At 56.9% G+C, this 17,176-nt stretch carries 21 protein-coding genes; 13 read left to right on the top strand and 8 right to left on the bottom strand.

Translation table 11 applies throughout. The features are described 5' to 3' along the window. Positions 1–4: 4 nt before the first annotated feature. Both N879_RS10710 and phaP read left to right on the top strand, forming a co-directional pair. Complete coding sequence (locus N879_RS10710; RefSeq protein ID WP_009460091.1) at positions 5–754, top strand: IclR family transcriptional regulator; 750 nt, start codon at positions 5–7, stop codon at positions 752–754. 244 nt (positions 755–998) lie between these two features. Further along, positions 999–1,598 (top strand): TIGR01841 family phasin, encoded by a 600-nt coding sequence (gene phaP / locus N879_RS10700; protein WP_009460089.1) that lies wholly within the window; start codon positions 999–1,001, stop codon positions 1,596–1,598. A gap of 134 nt (positions 1,599–1,732) precedes the next feature. Here phaP and N879_RS10695 read toward each other — a convergent pair whose 3' ends face one another. The 6 genes from N879_RS10695 to N879_RS10670 form a co-directional block, all read right to left on the bottom strand. Then, entirely contained in the window at positions 1,733–2,767 is a 1,035-nt protein-coding gene (locus tag N879_RS10695; protein WP_021446955.1) for a quinone-dependent dihydroorotate dehydrogenase, read from the bottom strand. A gap of 21 nt (positions 2,768–2,788) precedes the next feature. Continuing rightward, a complete protein-coding gene (locus N879_RS10690; RefSeq protein ID WP_021446954.1) occupies positions 2,789–3,511 on the bottom strand; it encodes an arginyltransferase in 723 nt (240 codons plus the stop codon). A gap of 48 nt (positions 3,512–3,559) precedes the next feature. Next, positions 3,560–4,288 (bottom strand): leucyl/phenylalanyl-tRNA--protein transferase, encoded by a 729-nt coding sequence (gene aat, locus N879_RS10685; protein WP_009460086.1) that lies wholly within the window; start codon positions 4,286–4,288, stop codon positions 3,560–3,562. A gap of 2 nt (positions 4,289–4,290) precedes the next feature. After that, positions 4,291–4,881, bottom strand: coding sequence for an NUDIX hydrolase (locus N879_RS10680; protein WP_009460085.1), 591 nt, complete (start codon positions 4,879–4,881; stop codon positions 4,291–4,293). A gap of 20 nt (positions 4,882–4,901) precedes the next feature. Beyond that, positions 4,902–5,504, bottom strand: coding sequence for a DUF2946 family protein (locus N879_RS10675; RefSeq protein ID WP_009460084.1), 603 nt, complete (start codon positions 5,502–5,504; stop codon positions 4,902–4,904). Positions 5,505–5,615: 111 nt separating this feature from the next. Then, the gene (locus N879_RS10670) at positions 5,616–6,173 is read right to left on the bottom strand and encodes a MarR family winged helix-turn-helix transcriptional regulator (RefSeq protein WP_021446953.1); all 558 of its coding nucleotides are present in this window, start codon (positions 6,171–6,173) and stop codon (positions 5,616–5,618) included. Between the two features lie 840 nt (positions 6,174–7,013). Between N879_RS10670 and aspA the strand changes: the two genes are divergently transcribed. The 3 genes from aspA to hppD all read left to right on the top strand — a co-directional run bounded on the left by aspA (position 7,014) and on the right by hppD (position 10,308). After that, complete coding sequence (gene aspA / locus N879_RS10665) at positions 7,014–8,432, top strand: aspartate ammonia-lyase (protein ID WP_009460082.1); 1,419 nt, start codon at positions 7,014–7,016, stop codon at positions 8,430–8,432. A 147-nt stretch (positions 8,433–8,579) separates the two neighbouring features. Then, entirely contained in the window at positions 8,580–8,963 is a 384-nt protein-coding gene (locus tag N879_RS10660; protein WP_082453649.1) for a TSUP family transporter, read from the top strand. Between the two features lie 268 nt (positions 8,964–9,231). Continuing rightward, entirely contained in the window at positions 9,232–10,308 is a 1,077-nt protein-coding gene (hppD, locus tag N879_RS10655) for a 4-hydroxyphenylpyruvate dioxygenase (RefSeq protein ID WP_021446952.1), read from the top strand. A gap of 98 nt (positions 10,309–10,406) precedes the next feature. Here hppD and N879_RS10650 read toward each other — a convergent pair whose 3' ends face one another. After that, entirely contained in the window at positions 10,407–11,540 is a 1,134-nt protein-coding gene (locus N879_RS10650) for an HPP family protein (protein ID WP_009460080.1), read from the bottom strand. Positions 11,541–11,595: 55 nt separating this feature from the next. Continuing rightward, positions 11,596–12,036, bottom strand: a complete 441-nt coding sequence (locus N879_RS10645; protein ID WP_009460079.1) for a hypothetical protein — start codon at positions 12,034–12,036, stop codon at positions 11,596–11,598. A 127-nt stretch (positions 12,037–12,163) separates the two neighbouring features. On the opposite strand from N879_RS10645, the gene gspG reads away from it, so the two are divergent. From gspG to gspN, 8 genes are read left to right on the top strand one after another with little or no spacing between them, the layout of a single operon-like run. Further along, positions 12,164–12,634 (top strand): type II secretion system major pseudopilin GspG, encoded by a 471-nt coding sequence (gene gspG / locus N879_RS10640; RefSeq protein ID WP_021446951.1) that lies wholly within the window; start codon positions 12,164–12,166, stop codon positions 12,632–12,634. 1 nt (position 12,635) lies between these two features. Next, complete coding sequence (locus N879_RS10635; RefSeq protein ID WP_009460076.1) at positions 12,636–13,106, top strand: prepilin-type N-terminal cleavage/methylation domain-containing protein; 471 nt, start codon at positions 12,636–12,638, stop codon at positions 13,104–13,106. Continuing rightward, complete coding sequence (gene gspI, locus N879_RS10630) at positions 13,103–13,462, top strand: type II secretion system minor pseudopilin GspI (protein ID WP_009460075.1); 360 nt, start codon at positions 13,103–13,105, stop codon at positions 13,460–13,462. The genes N879_RS10635 and gspI overlap by 4 nt, the downstream gene beginning before the upstream one ends. Then, positions 13,459–14,058: a PulJ/GspJ family protein gene (locus N879_RS10625; RefSeq protein ID WP_009460074.1), complete on the top strand. Its 600-nt coding sequence runs from the start codon at positions 13,459–13,461 to the stop codon at positions 14,056–14,058. The genes gspI and N879_RS10625 overlap by 4 nt, the downstream gene beginning before the upstream one ends. Beyond that, complete coding sequence (gene gspK / locus N879_RS10620; RefSeq protein WP_021446950.1) at positions 14,055–14,915, top strand: type II secretion system minor pseudopilin GspK; 861 nt, start codon at positions 14,055–14,057, stop codon at positions 14,913–14,915. Before N879_RS10625 ends, gspK begins: the two co-directional genes overlap by 4 nt. After that, a complete protein-coding gene (locus tag N879_RS10615; RefSeq protein WP_235484282.1) occupies positions 14,899–15,885 on the top strand; it encodes a GspL/Epsl periplasmic domain-containing protein in 987 nt (328 codons plus the stop codon). The genes gspK and N879_RS10615 overlap by 17 nt, the downstream gene beginning before the upstream one ends. Beyond that, positions 15,882–16,433, top strand: a complete 552-nt coding sequence (gspM, locus tag N879_RS10610) for a type II secretion system protein GspM (protein ID WP_021446949.1) — start codon at positions 15,882–15,884, stop codon at positions 16,431–16,433. The genes N879_RS10615 and gspM overlap by 4 nt, the downstream gene beginning before the upstream one ends. Next, positions 16,430–17,176: a type II secretion system protein N gene (gene gspN / locus N879_RS10605; RefSeq protein WP_009460064.1), complete on the top strand. Its 747-nt coding sequence runs from the start codon at positions 16,430–16,432 to the stop codon at positions 17,174–17,176. The genes gspM and gspN overlap by 4 nt, the downstream gene beginning before the upstream one ends.

Genomic DNA, 17,176 nt, shown 5'->3' with positions numbered 1-17,176 from the left:
TCAGATGTCGATCCAGGTTCTGGAACGCGCCATGATTCTATTGGACGAACTGGCCAAGCAATCTGAGCCAGTGGCATTGAAGAATCTGGCGGCTGCAACTGGCCTGCATACCTCAACCACTCACCGTATCCTGAACGATCTGGTAGTGGGGCGTTATGTGGAGCGCGTGGACAGCGGTTTATACCGACTGGGCATGCGTTTGCTGGAGCTGGGCTCCCTGGTTAAAGGCCGTCTGAATGTGCGTGCGGCTTCCCTGGGCCCCATGCGCGAGCTGCACAAGTACACCGGACAAACGGTGAATCTGTCCTTGCAGCAGGGCGATGAAATTGTCTATGTGGAACGTTCCTGGAGCGAGAGCTCGGGTATGCAGGTGGTGCGCGCCATTGGTGGCCATGCACCTTTGCATTTGACCTCGACCGGCAAGCTGTTTCTGGCTTCCTGGGAACCGCGTCAGGTGCGGGCCTACGTCATGCGTACCGGCCTGGCCGGTGCGACTCGTAACAGCATTACTCAACTGGAATTGCTGGAGCGCGAATTGGCGCAAGTTCGTCGTCTGGGCTATGCCCGCGATAACGAGGAGCTGGAGATGGGTGTGCGCTGTATTGCGGCTGGTGTGTATGACGACACCGGCAAGCTTTTGGCCGGTCTGTCTTTATCTGCTCCGGCCGAGCGCTTGCACGACGACTGGATTCCCGTTTTGCTGAATACCGCCGCTAAAATTTCCGAAACGCTGGGATACGACAAACAGCGTTAAGTCTGTGTTTTAGTGTTGTTTTTCCAGTCTTGATTACAAGTCCATGACGGTTTTGTTGCAGCGCAACAAATTACGTTGACTTTGTTTTGGATAGCGCTTAAAGTTGAATTGTTGCGGTGCAACATAGAAGGTTTGCCTTGCGTAGTTGCGAATGGGCCGGGCCTTCTTCAGACCCTTGTCTAGTAACACTGACACTAATTTCACGCTGGCTTGACCCAGGCCACGTATCTCCAAGGAAAACATCATGAGTGCTATTCCACAAAACGTACTGGAATCCCAACAAGCTACTTTGAACAACCTGTTCGCTGCTCAAGGTCAATTGCTGCAAGGCTTTGAAAAACTGGTTGGTCTGAACCTGAATCTGCTGCGCAGCTCGCTGGAACAAGCGGCAGGCCAATCCCAGCAAGTTATCAACGCCAAAGACGTGCAAGACGTTGTGGCCCTGTCGCAAAGCGTGGCCAAGCCTAATGCTGCCCAGGCTCTGGAATACGGCAAAAGCGTTTACGACATCTTCTCCGATCTGCAACTGAACCTGTCGCGTATCGCTGAAGCTCAACTGGCTCAAGGTCAACAGCACGCCGCTGACGCTATCGACCAGCTGGCCAAAAATGCGCCTACCGGTACCGAAAGCGCTGTTGCTTTGCTGAAGTCTTCCTTCGCCACGGCTTCCAACGCTGCTGAAACCGTTGTCAAGGCTGCTCGCCAAGCTGCTGATGCTGCTGAAAGCAACATCCAGGCTGCCACCAACGCCAGCCTGAAAGCTGCTGCTCAAGTCACCGAAGCCAGCAACAAAACGGTTGAAGCCGCTGCCGCTGCTGCGACTGCTGCTACCAGCAAGAAGTAAGTTTTTGCTTGTCTGATTTAATCAGGCGCTAAAGAAAAAGCCAGCTCATTGAGCTGGCTTTTTTCTTGCGTGCAGTGCCAATAGTGACCGTGCTTCAGGGTGCTAGTGCACGCGTTACGCGGGCACGATGCGTTTTACAGGGCGCGAATGCACTCGGAAATCAGGGCCGGGCCTTTGTAAATCAAGCCGGTATACAGCTGTACCGCCTGGGCTCCGGCCTGGATCTTTTCCTGAGCCTGACGGCCAGATTCAATACCGCCAACACCAATAATAGGGAAGTCGGGGCCTAGTTGCTCGCGCAGACGACGAATGACGTTCAAGGATAATTCGTGCACTGGTGGACCGGACAAACCGCCTTGCTCCTGGCCGTGGCGCAAACCCTGTACGGCATCGCGCGACAAGGTGGTATTGGTGGCAATAATGCCGTCCAGACCTTGCGATGGAACCGTGTCCGCAATGGCATCAATTTGTGATTGATCCAGGTCAGGGGCGATTTTCACCACAATGGGCACGTAGCGTTGGTGTTCTTGTGCCAATTCCGTACGTAGCGCTTGCAAGGAACCGAGCAGACGAGCCAGTTCATCCTGAGCCTGCAAGGCACGCAGGTTTTGCGTGTTGGGTGAGGAGATATTCACAGTGACGTAATCGGCGTGGGGGTAGACCGCACGCAGACACGTCAGATAGTCCTGATCGGCCTGTTCAATAGGGGTGCTCGCGTTCTTGCCAATATTCAGGCCCAGAATGCCGCCTTGCGAGCGGAACTGGCTTTTGCGCACATTTTCAATAAAGGTATCCAGGCCGTGGTTGTTAAAGCCAAAGCGATTGATCAGGCTATTGGCTTCAGGCAAGCGGAACAGGCGTGGTTTGGGATTGCCGGGCTGCGCTTTCGGGGTCACTGTGCCAACTTCGACAAAACCAAAGCCCAGTGCGCCCAGGGCATCAATATGCGCGCCATTCTTATCCAGGCCTGCGGCCAGACCCACAGGATTGCGCAGCTTCAAACCCATCAGTTCCAGAGGCTTGCTGGGCAGGTCTTTCAGCAAACTGCCCAAAATAGGAGTTTGGTGGGCGCAATGCAGGGATTTCAGAGTCAGTTCGTGAGCGTGTTCAGCATCCAGACTGAACAGCACCCGGCGAGCCAAGGGATAAAGGCTGAATAGGGCAGACATGGGGATCGATAAAAGAGGACGTTAAGCCAGCCATTCCCAACGACCTTTCATCAGGAGCTGGTAGGGGCGAAAGCGGGTTTTGTAGGCCATTTTACGGCTTTCTTCGATCCAGTAGCCTAAATAGAGCCAGGGCAGGGATTGTTGACGGCAATAGTCCAACTGCCAGAGCACGGCGTAGGTGCCCAGACTGCCGGTGTCGTCGGGATCAAAAAAGGTATAGACAGCGGAAAGCCCGTCTTGCAGCACGTCGATGACGGCCACAATTTTCAAGGTACCGTCGGGTTCACGAAACTCCAGCAGGCGCGAAGTGACATGGCTGGCCAGCAGAAACTGGGCGTACTGGGACTGGTCGTCCTCGTCCATGCCGGCGCCGGGGTGGCGACTGGCCTGGTAACGGCGGTACAGCTCGTAGTGTTCGGCATTCCAGTGCAGGGGCAGGTCTTGTACGACCAGATTGCCGTGGCGTTTTTTGGCACGGCGCTGGGCACGGTCAGGCTGAAAATGCAGGGTGTCACAACGCAGGGGCAGGCAAGCGCGGCACTGGTCGCAATAGGGGCGATAGGTGAAGGTGCCGCTGCGTCGAAAGCCTTGCTGGACCAGCTTGGAGTAAACCGTGTCGTTAATCAGGTGAGCAGGAGCGGCAACCAGCGAGCGTGCCTGTTGTTCTGGCAGGTAACTGCAACGATAGCTGGCCGTGGAATAGAATTGCAGCGTTTGGGGACTGGGTGCTTTGGGATAATTCATGCGACTCTGCCAAGCGTGATAGAGCCATTATGGGATGCTCGCGCCAGCCTAGCAAGTTGGGGGCAGGCCTAGTTGCAATGCCCCACGCGGCCAGACCGGGCTGGGTTGATCTTTGGCCCAGGCCAGGGCAGCCATAAAGTCTTTCCGGGGGATGGGGCTGGCACCCAGACTGGCCAGATGCGATGTCTCTTGCTGGCAGTCTATATACGGGATGCCCGCGAACTTCAGGAACTCCACCAGATGGGCCAGGGCGATCTTGCTGGCATCGGTTTGCAAGGCAAACATGGATTCGCCAAAGAAAAAGCGGCCCAGATTCACCCCATACAAACCGCCGACCAGCTTGCCGCCCATCCAGGTTTCTACGCTGTGGGCGTAGCCACTGTGGTGCAAATCTGTATAGACCTGCTCAATATCCGGGCTGATCCAGGTGCCGGTCGCACTACGTTGGGCGGCGCATTGGCCTATAACTTGCTCAAAGGCCAGATCGCAGGTGACACGGACAGGGGCGTCGTCCTGATCTTGCTGCCGTGCAATCTGGCGCAGTTTTTTGCCCAGGGAGCGGGAAATCTTGAATTGATCGACCTCCAGCACCATGCGCGGATCAGGAGACCACCACAGAACCGGGTCGCCAGGGCTGTACCAGGGAAACATGCCCTGGCTATAGGCTTCCAGGAGGCGTGGAACGCTTAAATCCAGACCGGCAGCCACCAGCCCTTCGGGGCTGGCGTGTTCAGGGCTGGGCAGGGCCTGATCAGGAGCGACCCATACAAGCGACATGATCAGCCGTGGTCGCGGGGGGCGATATCAAATTCGTGAATCTGGAAGCGGCCTGCCTTGTGGTCTTCGACGTAACGCTCCAGGGTGGCGGTTACGGTGCGAAAAGCCAGGTTGTCCCAAGGGATGTCGTCCAGGTGGAAGAAGCGGGCTTCCAGGGACTCCGGACCGGGGTCCAGCACGTCGCTGATGACTTTGGCCAAGTAGTACACGTGAACTTGTTCAGCGTAAGGTACGCTGATAACGGTAAAGAGTGGGCCGGGTTCGACTTGCGCACCCGCTTCCTCGCCCATTTCACGCAAGGCGCCTTGCCCCAGCGTTTCGCCCAGCTCCATGAAACCGGCGGGCAAGGTCCAGGTGTTATAGCGCGGCTCGATAGCGCGACGGCACAGCAAGACCTGATCGTCCTTCCACATGGGCACAATACCGACCACATTGCGGGGATTCTGGTAGTGCACCGCGCCGCAATTTTCGCAGACATCACGCATGCGGTTATCGTCCGGGGGCACCAGGCGTGTCAATTTGCTGCCACATTGATTGCAGAAGTTTTGCGTGCGTGGGGCGGGGAAATAGAAAGAGGCGGATGGCTGGGTCATGCAGATTCTGTGATGGCGGTTCAAATGGGATCGGGCTCTGGCAAAACAATATACGCCAATTCCTCGGCGGGCGACACGCAGGACGACCAGACTGTCAGGGAACAGGCTTGTGGGTAAGCGGGCAAGGACCAGCCTTCGCTGCGCTGGGCTTGCTCCAGATCCAGACTCTCCAGGCCGTGTTGGTCTGTGCGTAACTGTTCCAGCAGGGCAGGAACATCACGACCCGCCAACAAGGCCGGGCCTGCGGAGGTGCGCAAATAGAGCCTGCCCTCAGCGCTGATGTACCAGGCCTGAATAGTTTCAACAGGTCGGCCAGTATGGTCTTGCAAATGGGCTTGATCCTGGGCCAGGGACACAATCAGTGGGGCGGCGTCCAGACGGACATAAACACGTTGCGGACCATTCTGGATAAACCAGCGGCCTTGTTCGTCCGCCTGATAATTGCGGTTGAAAAATGCCAACAAACCCTGGTGGGCAATGCGCTCGCCCACTTTCCCTGGGTGCTGGTTAGCATCGCCAGCCGGGTGATGACGCCAATGACCAGACTGATCCAAAGAGATATACCCGCTGACAGCGGGTACATTGGGCCATTTTTTCATGGCATCCATAACAGCAGCATCCATAAGTTTCAGCCTTGCAGGGACGAAAACAAAGGGTGGCACCGATACGGTTGCCACCCTTGACGGTGTAGGGCCGACGACAAGGTCGACCCTGGGACAAGGCGAGTTTGTGCCTTAAGCCATATAACTGCGCTGCATGGTTCCGGGGATGGTGTGCGAAAGAGGCTTTTCAACTTTGATTTCCGGTGTGTCGTTGCCTTGCAGGGCTTTGGATAACAAATTGGACAAGCGTTCGCGCACGTCTTGGGGCACATGACTAAATACGCCCGATAGCCACTCGATGTAATAGGGCAGCAGGTGCTCGCACAACTCTTGTCCGGCCTCGGTGAGTTTAACAGTGAGCACGCGGCGGTCCGAGGTATTGTTCTGGCGTACCAGCAATTGCTGCTGTTCCAGCCCGTCGAGCAGGCCGGTGATGGTGGCGCGGGTCACGCCAGCTTGTTCTGCCAATAGCGCGGGGCTCAGGCCAGAGGGTTGGCGGCTAAGCAAGAACAGCAGAACCAGACGTCCTTCGGACAGACCAAATTCGTTCAGAACAGAGCTGGAAGCGCGATTAATGCTGGAGGCCAGCGACAGAACGCGTAAACACAGTTCGATATCCTCGGTTTTAGGGTGGGCCTGGCGTTGGGATTCGCTCAGGATAGTTTGATATTTCAGATCGAGTAATTTCATAGTGCTGTGCCGTTAAGGAGTGCGCGGCAAAGAGCAGTAGTTATTTAGAAAGAATCAATAAAACCCAATAAAAACGGGTTTGCTTTCTTTTATTACTGAGCCGCTGCTTTTAATGTGGAAATTTATCTTATTTTTTAATTCCATTTTTACTGATTTAAACATCTTTTATTGATTAGGAATTTTCATTTAGTAAAATAAGTTCAATTTTTTTCAGTATAAGCGGCTATGGGTTTACAGAATAGTCGTAAAGCCTGTGTATACTCTTTTGCCTTCCTTTTTTTCTCAAACTGCAAGGTTTCCGGACTTCCTATCCGGGCAGCATGGGATGATTTTTGATCCTGTGCTGTGAGTCTTATGGCTTGAACGCATCAAAATGATGCAAGCGCGCAACGCTCGTGTCCAAAGCGCCAGACTCTTGTTACAGACATGATGAGCGAGCTATATCGGAGATACACCGCTAAATTAAGTGAGTTTTCAACTGTCAGTCAGGAAGACAAGGCGGCCCAACTCAAGAAAAACCGCAAAACGACGTGCATGTGAGCGCTCGGCGTTTACAATGTTCAAAGCGCTTCCCGAGCTCGACGATGCCTTCAAAAAAGGCGGTTGGATCATTCACCCCGCTTGGCGGATTGCAATAGAGGCCCGTTTTTTACGGGCCTTTGCTTTCCGGAATTGGATACAAGCATTATCCAAAGCTTATTAGCGGTATTTGCCAGCATGTCCCCGAGCCCCTGCCAAGTTCGCAAGAAATGGTAGGGCTTTGTTCCGTTTGTAGTCCGGGATTGAGTATGAGGCGTATCAAAAAAGTCTTGCTATCGTTATTAAGGAAACGAAGGAATTATGAGTCAGTTCCGTATCGAACATGATTTGCTGGGAGACCGCCAAGTCCCCGATGAAGTCTATTATGGTGTTCATACCTTGCGTGCCAAGGAGAATTTCCACATTACCGGTACGCCTATTTCAACTTACCCGGAACTGATTAATGCTCTGGCGCTGGTCAAGCAGGCAGCTGCTCAGGCCAATTTCAAACTGGGTTTGCTGGAGCAGGATAAGCACGACGCCATTGTGGCTGCATGTCAGGCCGTACAAGCGGGCAAGTGCCATGAGCATTTCGTGGTAGACATGATTCAGGGCGGCGCAGGTACCTCGACCAATATGAATGCCAACGAGGTTATTTGTAACCTGGCCTTGGAACATATGGGGCACAAGCGCGGCGAGTACCAGTATCTTCACCCCAATGAAGATGTGAACATGGCCCAAAGCACCAACGATGTCTATCCAACGGCTTTGCACCTGGCTGCCTACCGTTCGCTGGACCCGCTGTTTGCCGCCATGGAACGTCTGCGCGACGCCTTCCTGAAAAAGTCCGAGGAATTCTCCTCGTACATGAAGATTGGCCGCACTCAGTTGCAAGATGCTGTGCCCATGACCCTGGGTCAGGAGTTCAACGCCTTTGCCACCATGATCAACGAAGACATCGTGCGTCTGAAAGAATCGCGCAAGCTGATGTGTGACGTGAATCTGGGCGGTACGGCTATTGGTACCGGCATTACGGCTCACCCTGAGTATGCTCAGCTGGCTGTGGCTGCCTTGTCCGATCTATCCGGTGTTCAACTGCGTGTCTCTGACGATTTGATCGAAGCCACTCAGGATTGCGGCGGTTTCCTGCACCTGTCGGGTGTGTTGAAGCGCGCTGCCGTCAAGCTGTCCAAGCTGTCCAACGACTTGCGTCTGCTCTCCAGTGGCCCTCGTGCTGGTATGGGTGAAATTTGTCTGCCCGCCGTGCAAGCTGGTTCGTCCATCATGCCCGGTAAAGTCAACCCCGTGATCCCTGAAGTGGTCAACCAGGTTGCCTTTGAAGTGATTGGTGCCGACATGACCGTGACCATGGCTGCTGAAGCCGGTCAGTTGCAGCTGAACGCGTTTGAGCCTGTGATTATTCACTCCCTGTTGCGTAGCATGGCTTTGTTGAGCAATGCTTGCGACACGCTGACCCAGTTCTGCGTGGTAGGTATCACTGCCAACCGTGAATGCCTGGAAAGCAATATCGAGCGTTCCATTTCCCTGGTCACCGCCTTGAACCCGTTCATCGGTTACAAAGCTGCTACCTCGGTTGCCGCCGAAGCCTTCCAGACAGGTACCAATATTCGTGACGTGGTTCTCAAGCGTGGTTTGATGGATGCCGAGACCCTGAATGACGTGTTGCGTGCCGAATCGCTGATCCAACCTCGTGATCTGCGTGCTGCTGACCCAGCCTGAACCAATCTGAACCAGGCCTGATTGGCCAGTCTTGGCCGACGCCGGTAACAGTTTGGGAAGCCTCCATTGTGGGGGCTTTTTTCTGTCCGCTCGATTCGTAAAGAGAGATACTGTCGCTTGTCTACAGGCAAGGAGCAGCGGGGGATGATGGAGTCGGTTTACTGGGCGGTGGCTGTTGGCGCCATTGTGGCGGGTTTTGTGCAGGGTTTGTCGGGATTTGCCTTTGGCATGGTGGCCATGTCCTGCTGGGCCTGGTTTCTGGAGCCTCAACTGGCCGCGGTGCTGGCGGTATGCGGTGCCTGGACAGGGCAGATGATTGCCGCCTTCACCCGGCGGCGTACCTCTTATTGGCAGATCCTGTTGCCGTCTATAGGACTGGTGATGCTGGCTGTGCTGATCCCTGTGCTGGCGGGCGCGCGCCTGTATGTGGGCATTAGCCAAAGCACGTTTCGGGCCATTGTTTTAAGTCTGTTGACCCTGTCCGGCATTGCCATGCTGGTCTCGTCCGTGCCGCAGCTGCTGGCGCGCTAGAGCAGGTGGTTGAAGCCTCTAGGGTAATGCTCTATATCGAAAAAAGGCCTGTTTACCTGATAATAAATGTCGGCGATGGGAATGCATTTCGGCTTCCCGCCCACTGGAGCAGAGCCTGTGAGGTTTCTGGGATTTCAATTGTTGTTTGGTGATCACTTGGCACGCAGTGTGCGTGGGGTATCCTGCGCGCCCCCCTGCAAGGCTTGAGCCCAAGTTTCAAGGCGTTTTTACGCCATCTTTGATTACCTGATTGCAACTGGAGTCTGCTATGACTGACTTGTTTGAAAATCCAATGGGCCTGATGGGCTTTGAGTTCATCGAATTTGCCGCTCCCCAGCCTGGTGTGATGGAACCTGTCTTCGAGATGATGGGGTTCACCAAAGTGGCGGTACACCGCTCCAAGAAAGTGTCCCTGTATCGCCAGGGTGAGATCAATCTGATCCTGAACGAAGAACCCAAGAGCCACGCTGCTTACTTTGCCGCCGAGCATGGCCCTTCGGCCTGCGGCATGGCGTTCCGGGTGCGTGATGCGCAAAAAGCCTACGAGCGGGCGCTGGAACTGGGTGCCCAACCCGTCGATATTCCTACCGGACCGATGGAACTGCGTCTGCCTGCCATCAAGGGTATTGGTGGTGCCCCTCTGTACCTGATCGACCGTTTTGGTGAAGGCAACTCCATCTACGATATTGATTTCGTTTACCTGGACGGCGTGGATCGTCATCCCGTGGGCGCGGGCCTGAAAGAAATCGATCACCTGACCCATAACGTGTATCGCGGCCGCATGGCTTACTGGGCCCAGTTCTATGAGCACCTGTTCAACTTTCGTGAGATTCGCTACTTCGACATCAAGGGTGAATATACCGGCCTGACGTCCAAGGCCATGACCGCCCCCGATGGCAAAATCCGCATTCCCCTGAACGAGGAATCTGCCAAGGGCTCGGGCCAGATCGAAGAATTCCTGATGCAGTTCAATGGTGAAGGTATTCAGCACGTGGCTTTCCTGACCGACGATCTGATCGCCTCCTGGGACAAGCTCAAGGCCATGGGCATGCGCTTTATGACCGCACCGCCACAAACCTATTACGAGATGCTGGAAGGCCGCCTGCCTGCACACGGTGAACCCACCGCAGAACTGCAAAGCCGTGGCATTTTGCTGGACGGCACATCGGAAGGTGGCCACCGCCGTCTCTTGCTGCAGATTTTCTCTGAAACCTTGATGGGCCCCGTGTTCTTCGAGTTCATTCAGCGCAAGGGCGATGATGGTTTTGGTGAAGGCAACTTCAAGGCCTTGTTTGAATCCATCGAGCGCGATCAGTTGCGCCGTGGTGTCTTGCGGGCCGAGTAACAAGGTTCTGCGCCTGTGCTGGACGCACGGGTGCTGATCTGTCCCCACTGTTTGGCGATGGCAAACAGTGGGGATTTTTTTGGGCTGAATCTATATATTCAGTCCTGCTTGCCGCGTGGTGGCTGCAGGATTCTGAACAGCTCCAGCATCAGGTCAGATTGGGTAATCATGCCTACCAACTCTTTATGGTCATTGACCACAGGCATGTGACGGTGGCGGCCCTGGCTGAACAAGGGAATCAGCTCTGCCACCGACCAGTTTGCGTTGGCGGTAACGGCAGGCGCAGTCATGATCTCGGCTACTGTGGGGGCTGCACGCTGTCGGGGGCTCAAGAAGCGCTTGAGTCGCTGGCGCAGATTATCCGGCTGATCCAGTCCGGCGCGTTGCAAGAAGTCCGACAGGGCCAGGATACCAATCACGTGCTTGTTCTGATCCAGCACGGGCAAGGCCTTGATCTTGCGCTCGCGCATCATGTCCCAGGCCTGCTGCAAGGGCGTACTGACCAGGCAGGACAGAGGCGCATCATTCATCAGGGTGGAGCAGCGGCGTGTGCCCAGATTGCGTCGGAAGGCAGACTGGTGCACATAGCTGACCAGCTTTTCCAGATCATCGTGGCTGATGTTCAGAGTCTGGTTGTAGTGGCTTAAAGCCGCATCGTAATCCTGGTCCGTAAAGCGGGCTGGTGTGGCGGCCGGACGTGTTGCGGGTTTATGTACCGGCGGATAAGCCACGCCGGTCAGGCGGTTGTACAGCATGCCCAGAAGGATCAGCACGCAGGAGTCAAACAGCACCGGAAACAGGACGAAGTCGTAGTTCTGAATACCATTCAGAGCGGGAAAGACCGCCATTGCCAGACTGGGCGGATGCACGCAGCGCAGGGCCAGCATGATGGGCATGGCAACGCAGACGGCCATCGTAATGGCAGCAATCGGATGAGGGAGCAGCACCGCGCAGGTAATGCCTGTGAGTGCGCCCACCAGATTGCCCAGCAATATGTTCCAGGGCTGTGCCAACGGGCTGCTTGGCACCAGAAAAATCAGCAAGGCGCTGGCAGCCAGGGACGCCACCAACCAATGATGCGTATGTGCAAAATCCGACAGGTACAGGCTAAGAGAGGAAACCAACAACACGCTAAGCGTGGCGCCTAGCGTGGCACGCAGCATTTCAGGGCGTGCAATGGCCAGCGACTTGGGGCGCAGGCTGTCAAACCAGTGACGAAGTAAAGCAGGCATACCCACCAGGGTGAAGAAGAAAGACAGCTTTAAATCATACTGCTAACTCTTCAATTCAGGGCTTAGCCCCTTGCTGGATACCGGGAATGATGGCGGGGCCTTTGCGCTCGGTGGCGATTTGTTGAGGCACGGCATCTACCGTAATCACAATGTGTTCGCGTTGCAGCGAATCCAGCAGCACACCCGGTGCCAGCTCCTGGCCAGGGCGATACGCACGTACCGGCTGTTGATTGATGCTGAGCAGGGCTGCCCCCGACTGGCCGCTTACGATCATGCCATGCAAACGCAACTCGGGCAGCGCGGTGCTGCCTCCAAACCACTGCGCAATTTGCTGCGTGCTGATCTGCTCGCGGTGGTCTTCTTCCAGTACCGGCGCAATGGTCCCATCCGAGGGCAGGAACAGGTTGATCAGCAAATTGATCAGGGCCAGAGCGATACCGGCCTGACACAGACGCAACCAAAGATGTGACGGAAATATGGCGGAAATAATACCCATTTAGACTGCATCGCATAGTGCTTTGGCAGACGGCCGAGATGGCTGTCTTAAGGGCTCTTAGTGTGCGTGTGCTGCATGAAGCCCGTATGACAAGAGCTTGGGTTTTTTTGGGTAGCTTATTTCCTTCATGTCTCGATCTACTTTATCTCGCCGTCCGGCACGCCGTTTGGCCGGCTCTGTTCAGTCCCGCGCTCAACAAGGTTTTTCTCTGATTGAGGTCATGGTGGTGGTGGTCATCATGGGCATTATGGCGGCCCTGGTCGTCCCCAGTCTGATGGACCGTCCCGATCAGGCACGTGCCGTCGCCGCTCGTCAGGACATTGCTGCCCTGACACAGGCCCTGAAGCTGTACCGCCTGGATAACGGCCGTTACCCCAGTACCGCTCAAGGTCTGGCGGCACTGCACCAGCGTCCCACCCAGCCTCCCGAGCCACGCAACTGGCGTCCTTATATGGACCGCCTGCCCAACGACCCTTGGGGCAATCCGTACCAGTATCTGCAACCCGGCGTTCATGGCGAGATTGATGTGTTCTCGCTGGGGGCGGATGGGCAGGCCGGTGGGTCGGGCAGTGATGCCGATATAGGCAATTGGGACTGATGTGGCTCAGCGGGGCTTTTCCTTGATCGAGACCCTGGTGGTCTTGCTGATCGTGGGCATTGTCAGCAGCGCGGGTTTAAGCGTGCTGGTGCTGGACCGGGATCACGGAATACAGCGAGAAGCCCGTCAACTGGCTCTGCGTCTGGCCGAACTGCAAAGCTATGTGCGTGAAAGCGGGCGTAGCGTCGCCTGGAGTGCGGATCAGCAGGGCTATCGCTTCAGCTTGATCCCGGACGCTACGGATGGTGCCAGCCCCACACCGGGCTGGCTGCGCGATCAGGCCCGTTTTGCCCAATTGTTTCCCCAACGATCCTGGACTTTGGAATCAGTGCGTGTGCGCCTGGAGCCGGCGGGACCGTGGGTTTTTGTGAATGAATGGTTGTCCGCGCCGCGTCAGCTGGAGCTGGATGATGGTCACGAGGTCCTGCATTTACGCAGCGACCCGACGGGCCGTTTTGATGTGCAGTCATGACAGAGCGTGGCATGAGTTTGATTGAAGTATTGATTGCGCTGGCGATCGTTTCGGTGGCCTTGACCGCCGGATTGCGCGCACTGGGCCTTAGCGCCTCTGGTAGCCAGGCCATGCATGAACGCAGCCTGGCCTTGCTGGCCGTTGATGGCGTGGTGGCCGAGATGCGCTTGCGCCGCCTGTTTCCCGAACCGGGTGAAACCGTGGTGCCGTGTCGCCAGGGGCCTCTTAATTTGCAGTGCAAGCAAACCGTGCAAGCCACGGCCAATCGTTTCTTTCGTCAGGTAACGGTCCAGGCTTCCATGCCCAAAGGCCCCGTGCTGGCCGAGTTGCACGCGACCTTGGCGTCCTTGCCATGACAGACGCTGGCCAGGAAGGCTTCACTTTGGTGGAAATGTTGGTGGCCCTGACCATCATGGCCTTGATCAGCCTGATGTCCTGGCGTGGCCTGGATGCGGTCTTGCACGCGGATGAGCAGCTTGGCCGACAGGCGCGCCAGACCCAGGCCTTGTTCAATGTCTTGTCCCAAATGGGCCGGGATCTGGAGTTGCATCTGCCCACCGCACCAGGTCCCGCGGACCCGACGGGGGCGATGGCGGTATTGCCAGCCAGTATTCGCTGGCAAGCCAAGGGCGAAGGCCCGGCCATCCTGATGATCGAACGTCGCGCCGAAGCCGGAGCGGGAACCCAGCAGATTCAATGGCGTTTGCAGCAAGGTGTGTTGCAACGGGCTATTGCCCAGGCAGGAACGGTTTACCCCTTGCCCGAGTTGGGCCCTTTGCAAGATGTGCTGGAGCAGGTCACCGCCTGGAACTTGCGTATCTGGATTCCGGCGCGTGGCTGGCAAAGCTGGCCGTGGCCCGATCAAGCCGGGGCAGCCGCTACAGGCATAGAACTGACAGTGCAGTTGGAAGGGCAGGAGCACCCGTATCGCAAAGTGGTGATGCTGCTATGAATCGGGCATCTCAACAAGGCATGGCGGTGATCAATGCGCTGGTGGTCGTGATGGCGGTGTCCATTGCCACCATGGGCATCGTCCAGCGTCAAAGTGGGCTGGCAACCCAGTTGGCCAGCGAGCGCGATTACATGCAGGCCAACTGGTTGCTGCGCGGTGCGCTGGATTGGGCTGTGCTGGTCTTGCGTCTGGACTCGCAGCGCTCGGCTGTGACGCACAAAGGTGGACTGTGGGCACAGGCCCTGAGCGAGCTGAAGATAGAGACTCCGGACAAGACCCGTGCGGCTTACTTCTCCGGCTATATCCAGGATGAGCAGGGCAAATTCAATCTGGCTTTATTGCTGCGCGATGGTCGCATTCAGGCCCGCTATGTGCAGGCATTGGAACAATTGCTGGGCAATCTGCAGCAGGAACCCTCTTTGGCTTTGGAGCTGGCCCAGCGATTGGAGCGGGCACAGGCCGGGCAAGCGCCTTGGCCCTCTCATTTGCAGGACTTCTTTCCCAATGCAGAGCAACAGGCCAAGCAACTGGAGCCATATCTGAGCTATTTGCCGCAAGCCAAATCCGTGAATGTGAATACCGCCAGTGCCCAGGTGCTGGCGGCAGTGCAGCCTTCCGTCAGCCTGGTGGAATGGCGTGGCCTCTTGGAGCAGCGCGACCGGGGCCAGTGGTTTCGGGATCAGGCCGATGTGCAGGCCCGCCTCCAACGTCAGGAGGCGCTGAAGGGGCAAACGCTGAGCGTGCGCAGTGAATGGTTTTTATTAAGTGGCGAGTTACGACTTGACCATAGCCGGGTGGCGACCCAGGCCCTGATCAACAGGGCCGCGGACCGCAGCCGGATTGTCTGGATTCGTTGAAGTGATGAGCAAAGTGCTGCGTATTTATTTGGACTCTCCGCCAAGGCTGGATCAGCCGGTGGACTTTGTGCTGCGGGACAAGCGCGCCAGGGTATTGCGCCGTGGGCGGGGAGAGGTGCAGGAGTTCAAGGGCCTGGCCCGCTCTTTGGAACTGGTCCTGCCTGCAGGGATGGCGACGGTGACGGAAGCGCGTATTCCCTCGGTCAGCGCCTCGCGGCGGCAGGCTGTGGCGAGTAGTGCGGTCGAGCCTATGTGCTTGAGTCCTATCGAACAGGTGTGGGTGGCCTGTTCGGCACCGGGGCCGTCCGGGATGAGTCAATTGGCCTGGACGGAGCGCCAGCCTTTGCTGGCTTTGGGGGAGCAGGCGCGTCAGTTGGGACTGCCGTTGAGCGGGGTTTATGCCTGGTCCGATGGCCATGAGCAAGACAGGCAGGGCCAGGGCCAAACCTTGACCGTACCCGCCTGCTCCTTGCTGATGCCGGAGATGGCCGCCAGTGGCGGAAACAGCGTGCTACGACAAAGCCTGTGGTGGACTTTGGCCGCCATCTTGAGCTGGACCTTGGTCTTGCAGCAGCAGGCGCAATCGTTGCGATCCCAGATGAAACAGGTACAGACCCAGATGGAGCAGGCGGTTCGGCAAGCCTTGCCACACCTGCCCGTTATCGTCGCGCCCTTGACGCAGGCCAGACAGCATCGTGATGGTTTGCTGACCGAGAAAAGCCCGGCCTCGGCTCCCTTTGATCGTTTATTGATGGCCAGCGCCGTGCAGTGGCCTGCTTTGCAAGGACAGGTGCGGGCATTGAGTTTCAAAGATCAGCAATTGCATTTGACGCTGGCTAGCGAACTGGCCGCGCAGCCTTTGCCGGCTGAATCGGATCTGGAGTGGAAGCAGGGCGAGTCTGCCCGCCAATGGGAAATTGGTTTCAGCAAAGCAGCGCAAGCAGCCAGCCAGCAGGGGGCGCCGCAATGAGCAAATTCACCGCACTCCAGCCTGTATGGCTGACCGTACAAAGCAAGCTCGCCCTGGCAAGACAGTACTGGCAAGCCTTGGGCCGTCGGGATCAATTGGCCTTGTCGGTATTGGGCGCTTTGCTGGTTTTGATGTTTCTGTGGTTGTTGCTCTTACGTCCTGCCATTCGTGATCTGGCCTTGGCAAAACAGGAGCTGCCTCGTCTGCAATACGAGATGGCGCAACTGCAAACCGTGCTGTCGCAAATTCAGGTTCTGGATAAAGAGCTGGTCGCGCCTGTGGATGGACAAGGGCAAGACAAGGCGTTGCAGCGCAGCTTGCAGACCTTGGGTACCCAGTGTCAGACAGAGCAGTCACAGGCCGAGCAACGTGTTCTGGTCTGCCAGGCCGTGGCCGCTCCTGCCTTGATAGATTGGCTGATGCACGCCCCTCGCGTGCTGGGCTTTGCCGTGCAGGAAGTCAGCATGAGTCGCTCTGTGGTCGATAGCCGTGAACGCGCCGGTCTGCTGGATGGCCGCATTGTGCTGCGTGCAGGAGAGCCTTCATGAAAAAGCTGACCAAGATCATGGGGTGGGTTTTGCTGGCGCTGTCTCTGCTGCTGGCCGCCGTGCCCTTTCTGCCTGCCCGCATGATGCTGGCCTGGCAGCCCGAGCAGTTGCCGCTACGGCTGGAAACCGCCCATGGCAGCCTGGCCTCCGGTCAAGGCTTGCTGGTAGTGGGTTCGGGTCTGTTGGCCCGCACCGTTCCTGGTCCTGTCAGCTGGCGTTGGCGTTTGGCACCCTGGCCGCAAATGGAGTTGAGCCATGGCTGGTTGGATCAGCCTGTGCGCCTGCAGGCCAGCCTGCAAGGTTGGCGTATTTCGGGCCAAAGCCTGACCGCTCCCGCCGCGCTGTTAGGACGTTTACATCCTTTGTTGCAGACCGTGCAACCGCAAGGGCAATTGCAGCTGCGCTGGCCCAGTCAGGCTCTGGCCGCTGAAACCGGGCCGTTGCTGGAACTGGATTGGCGTAATGCACGCTCCGCGCTGGCAGCCCAGGCCGAGCTGGGTGATTACCAATTGGCAGTCAGCCGCAAGGGTCAGGGCGTGCAGTTAAGCCTGCGTACCTTGGCGGGGGATTTGACCTTGGCAGGTCAAGGTCAGTGGGGGCCGGATGGTGGGCTGTTTGAAGGACGCGCCCAAGCCAAACAAGCCGACGATCAACGATTCAAAGAGTTACTGGAGGCCTTGGGGCCTCAGCGTCAGGGTGTGACCCAATGGCAAATAGCCACAACGACTAGCAAGCAGGAATAA

It is taken from the genome of Alcaligenes sp. EGD-AK7 (assembly GCF_000465875.3).
GTDB lineage: Bacteria > Pseudomonadota > Gammaproteobacteria > Burkholderiales > Burkholderiaceae_B > Alcaligenes > Alcaligenes phenolicus.
The sequence above is the reverse complement of the archived record's forward strand: the minus strand, read 5'-3'. Positions and strand labels throughout refer to the sequence as shown.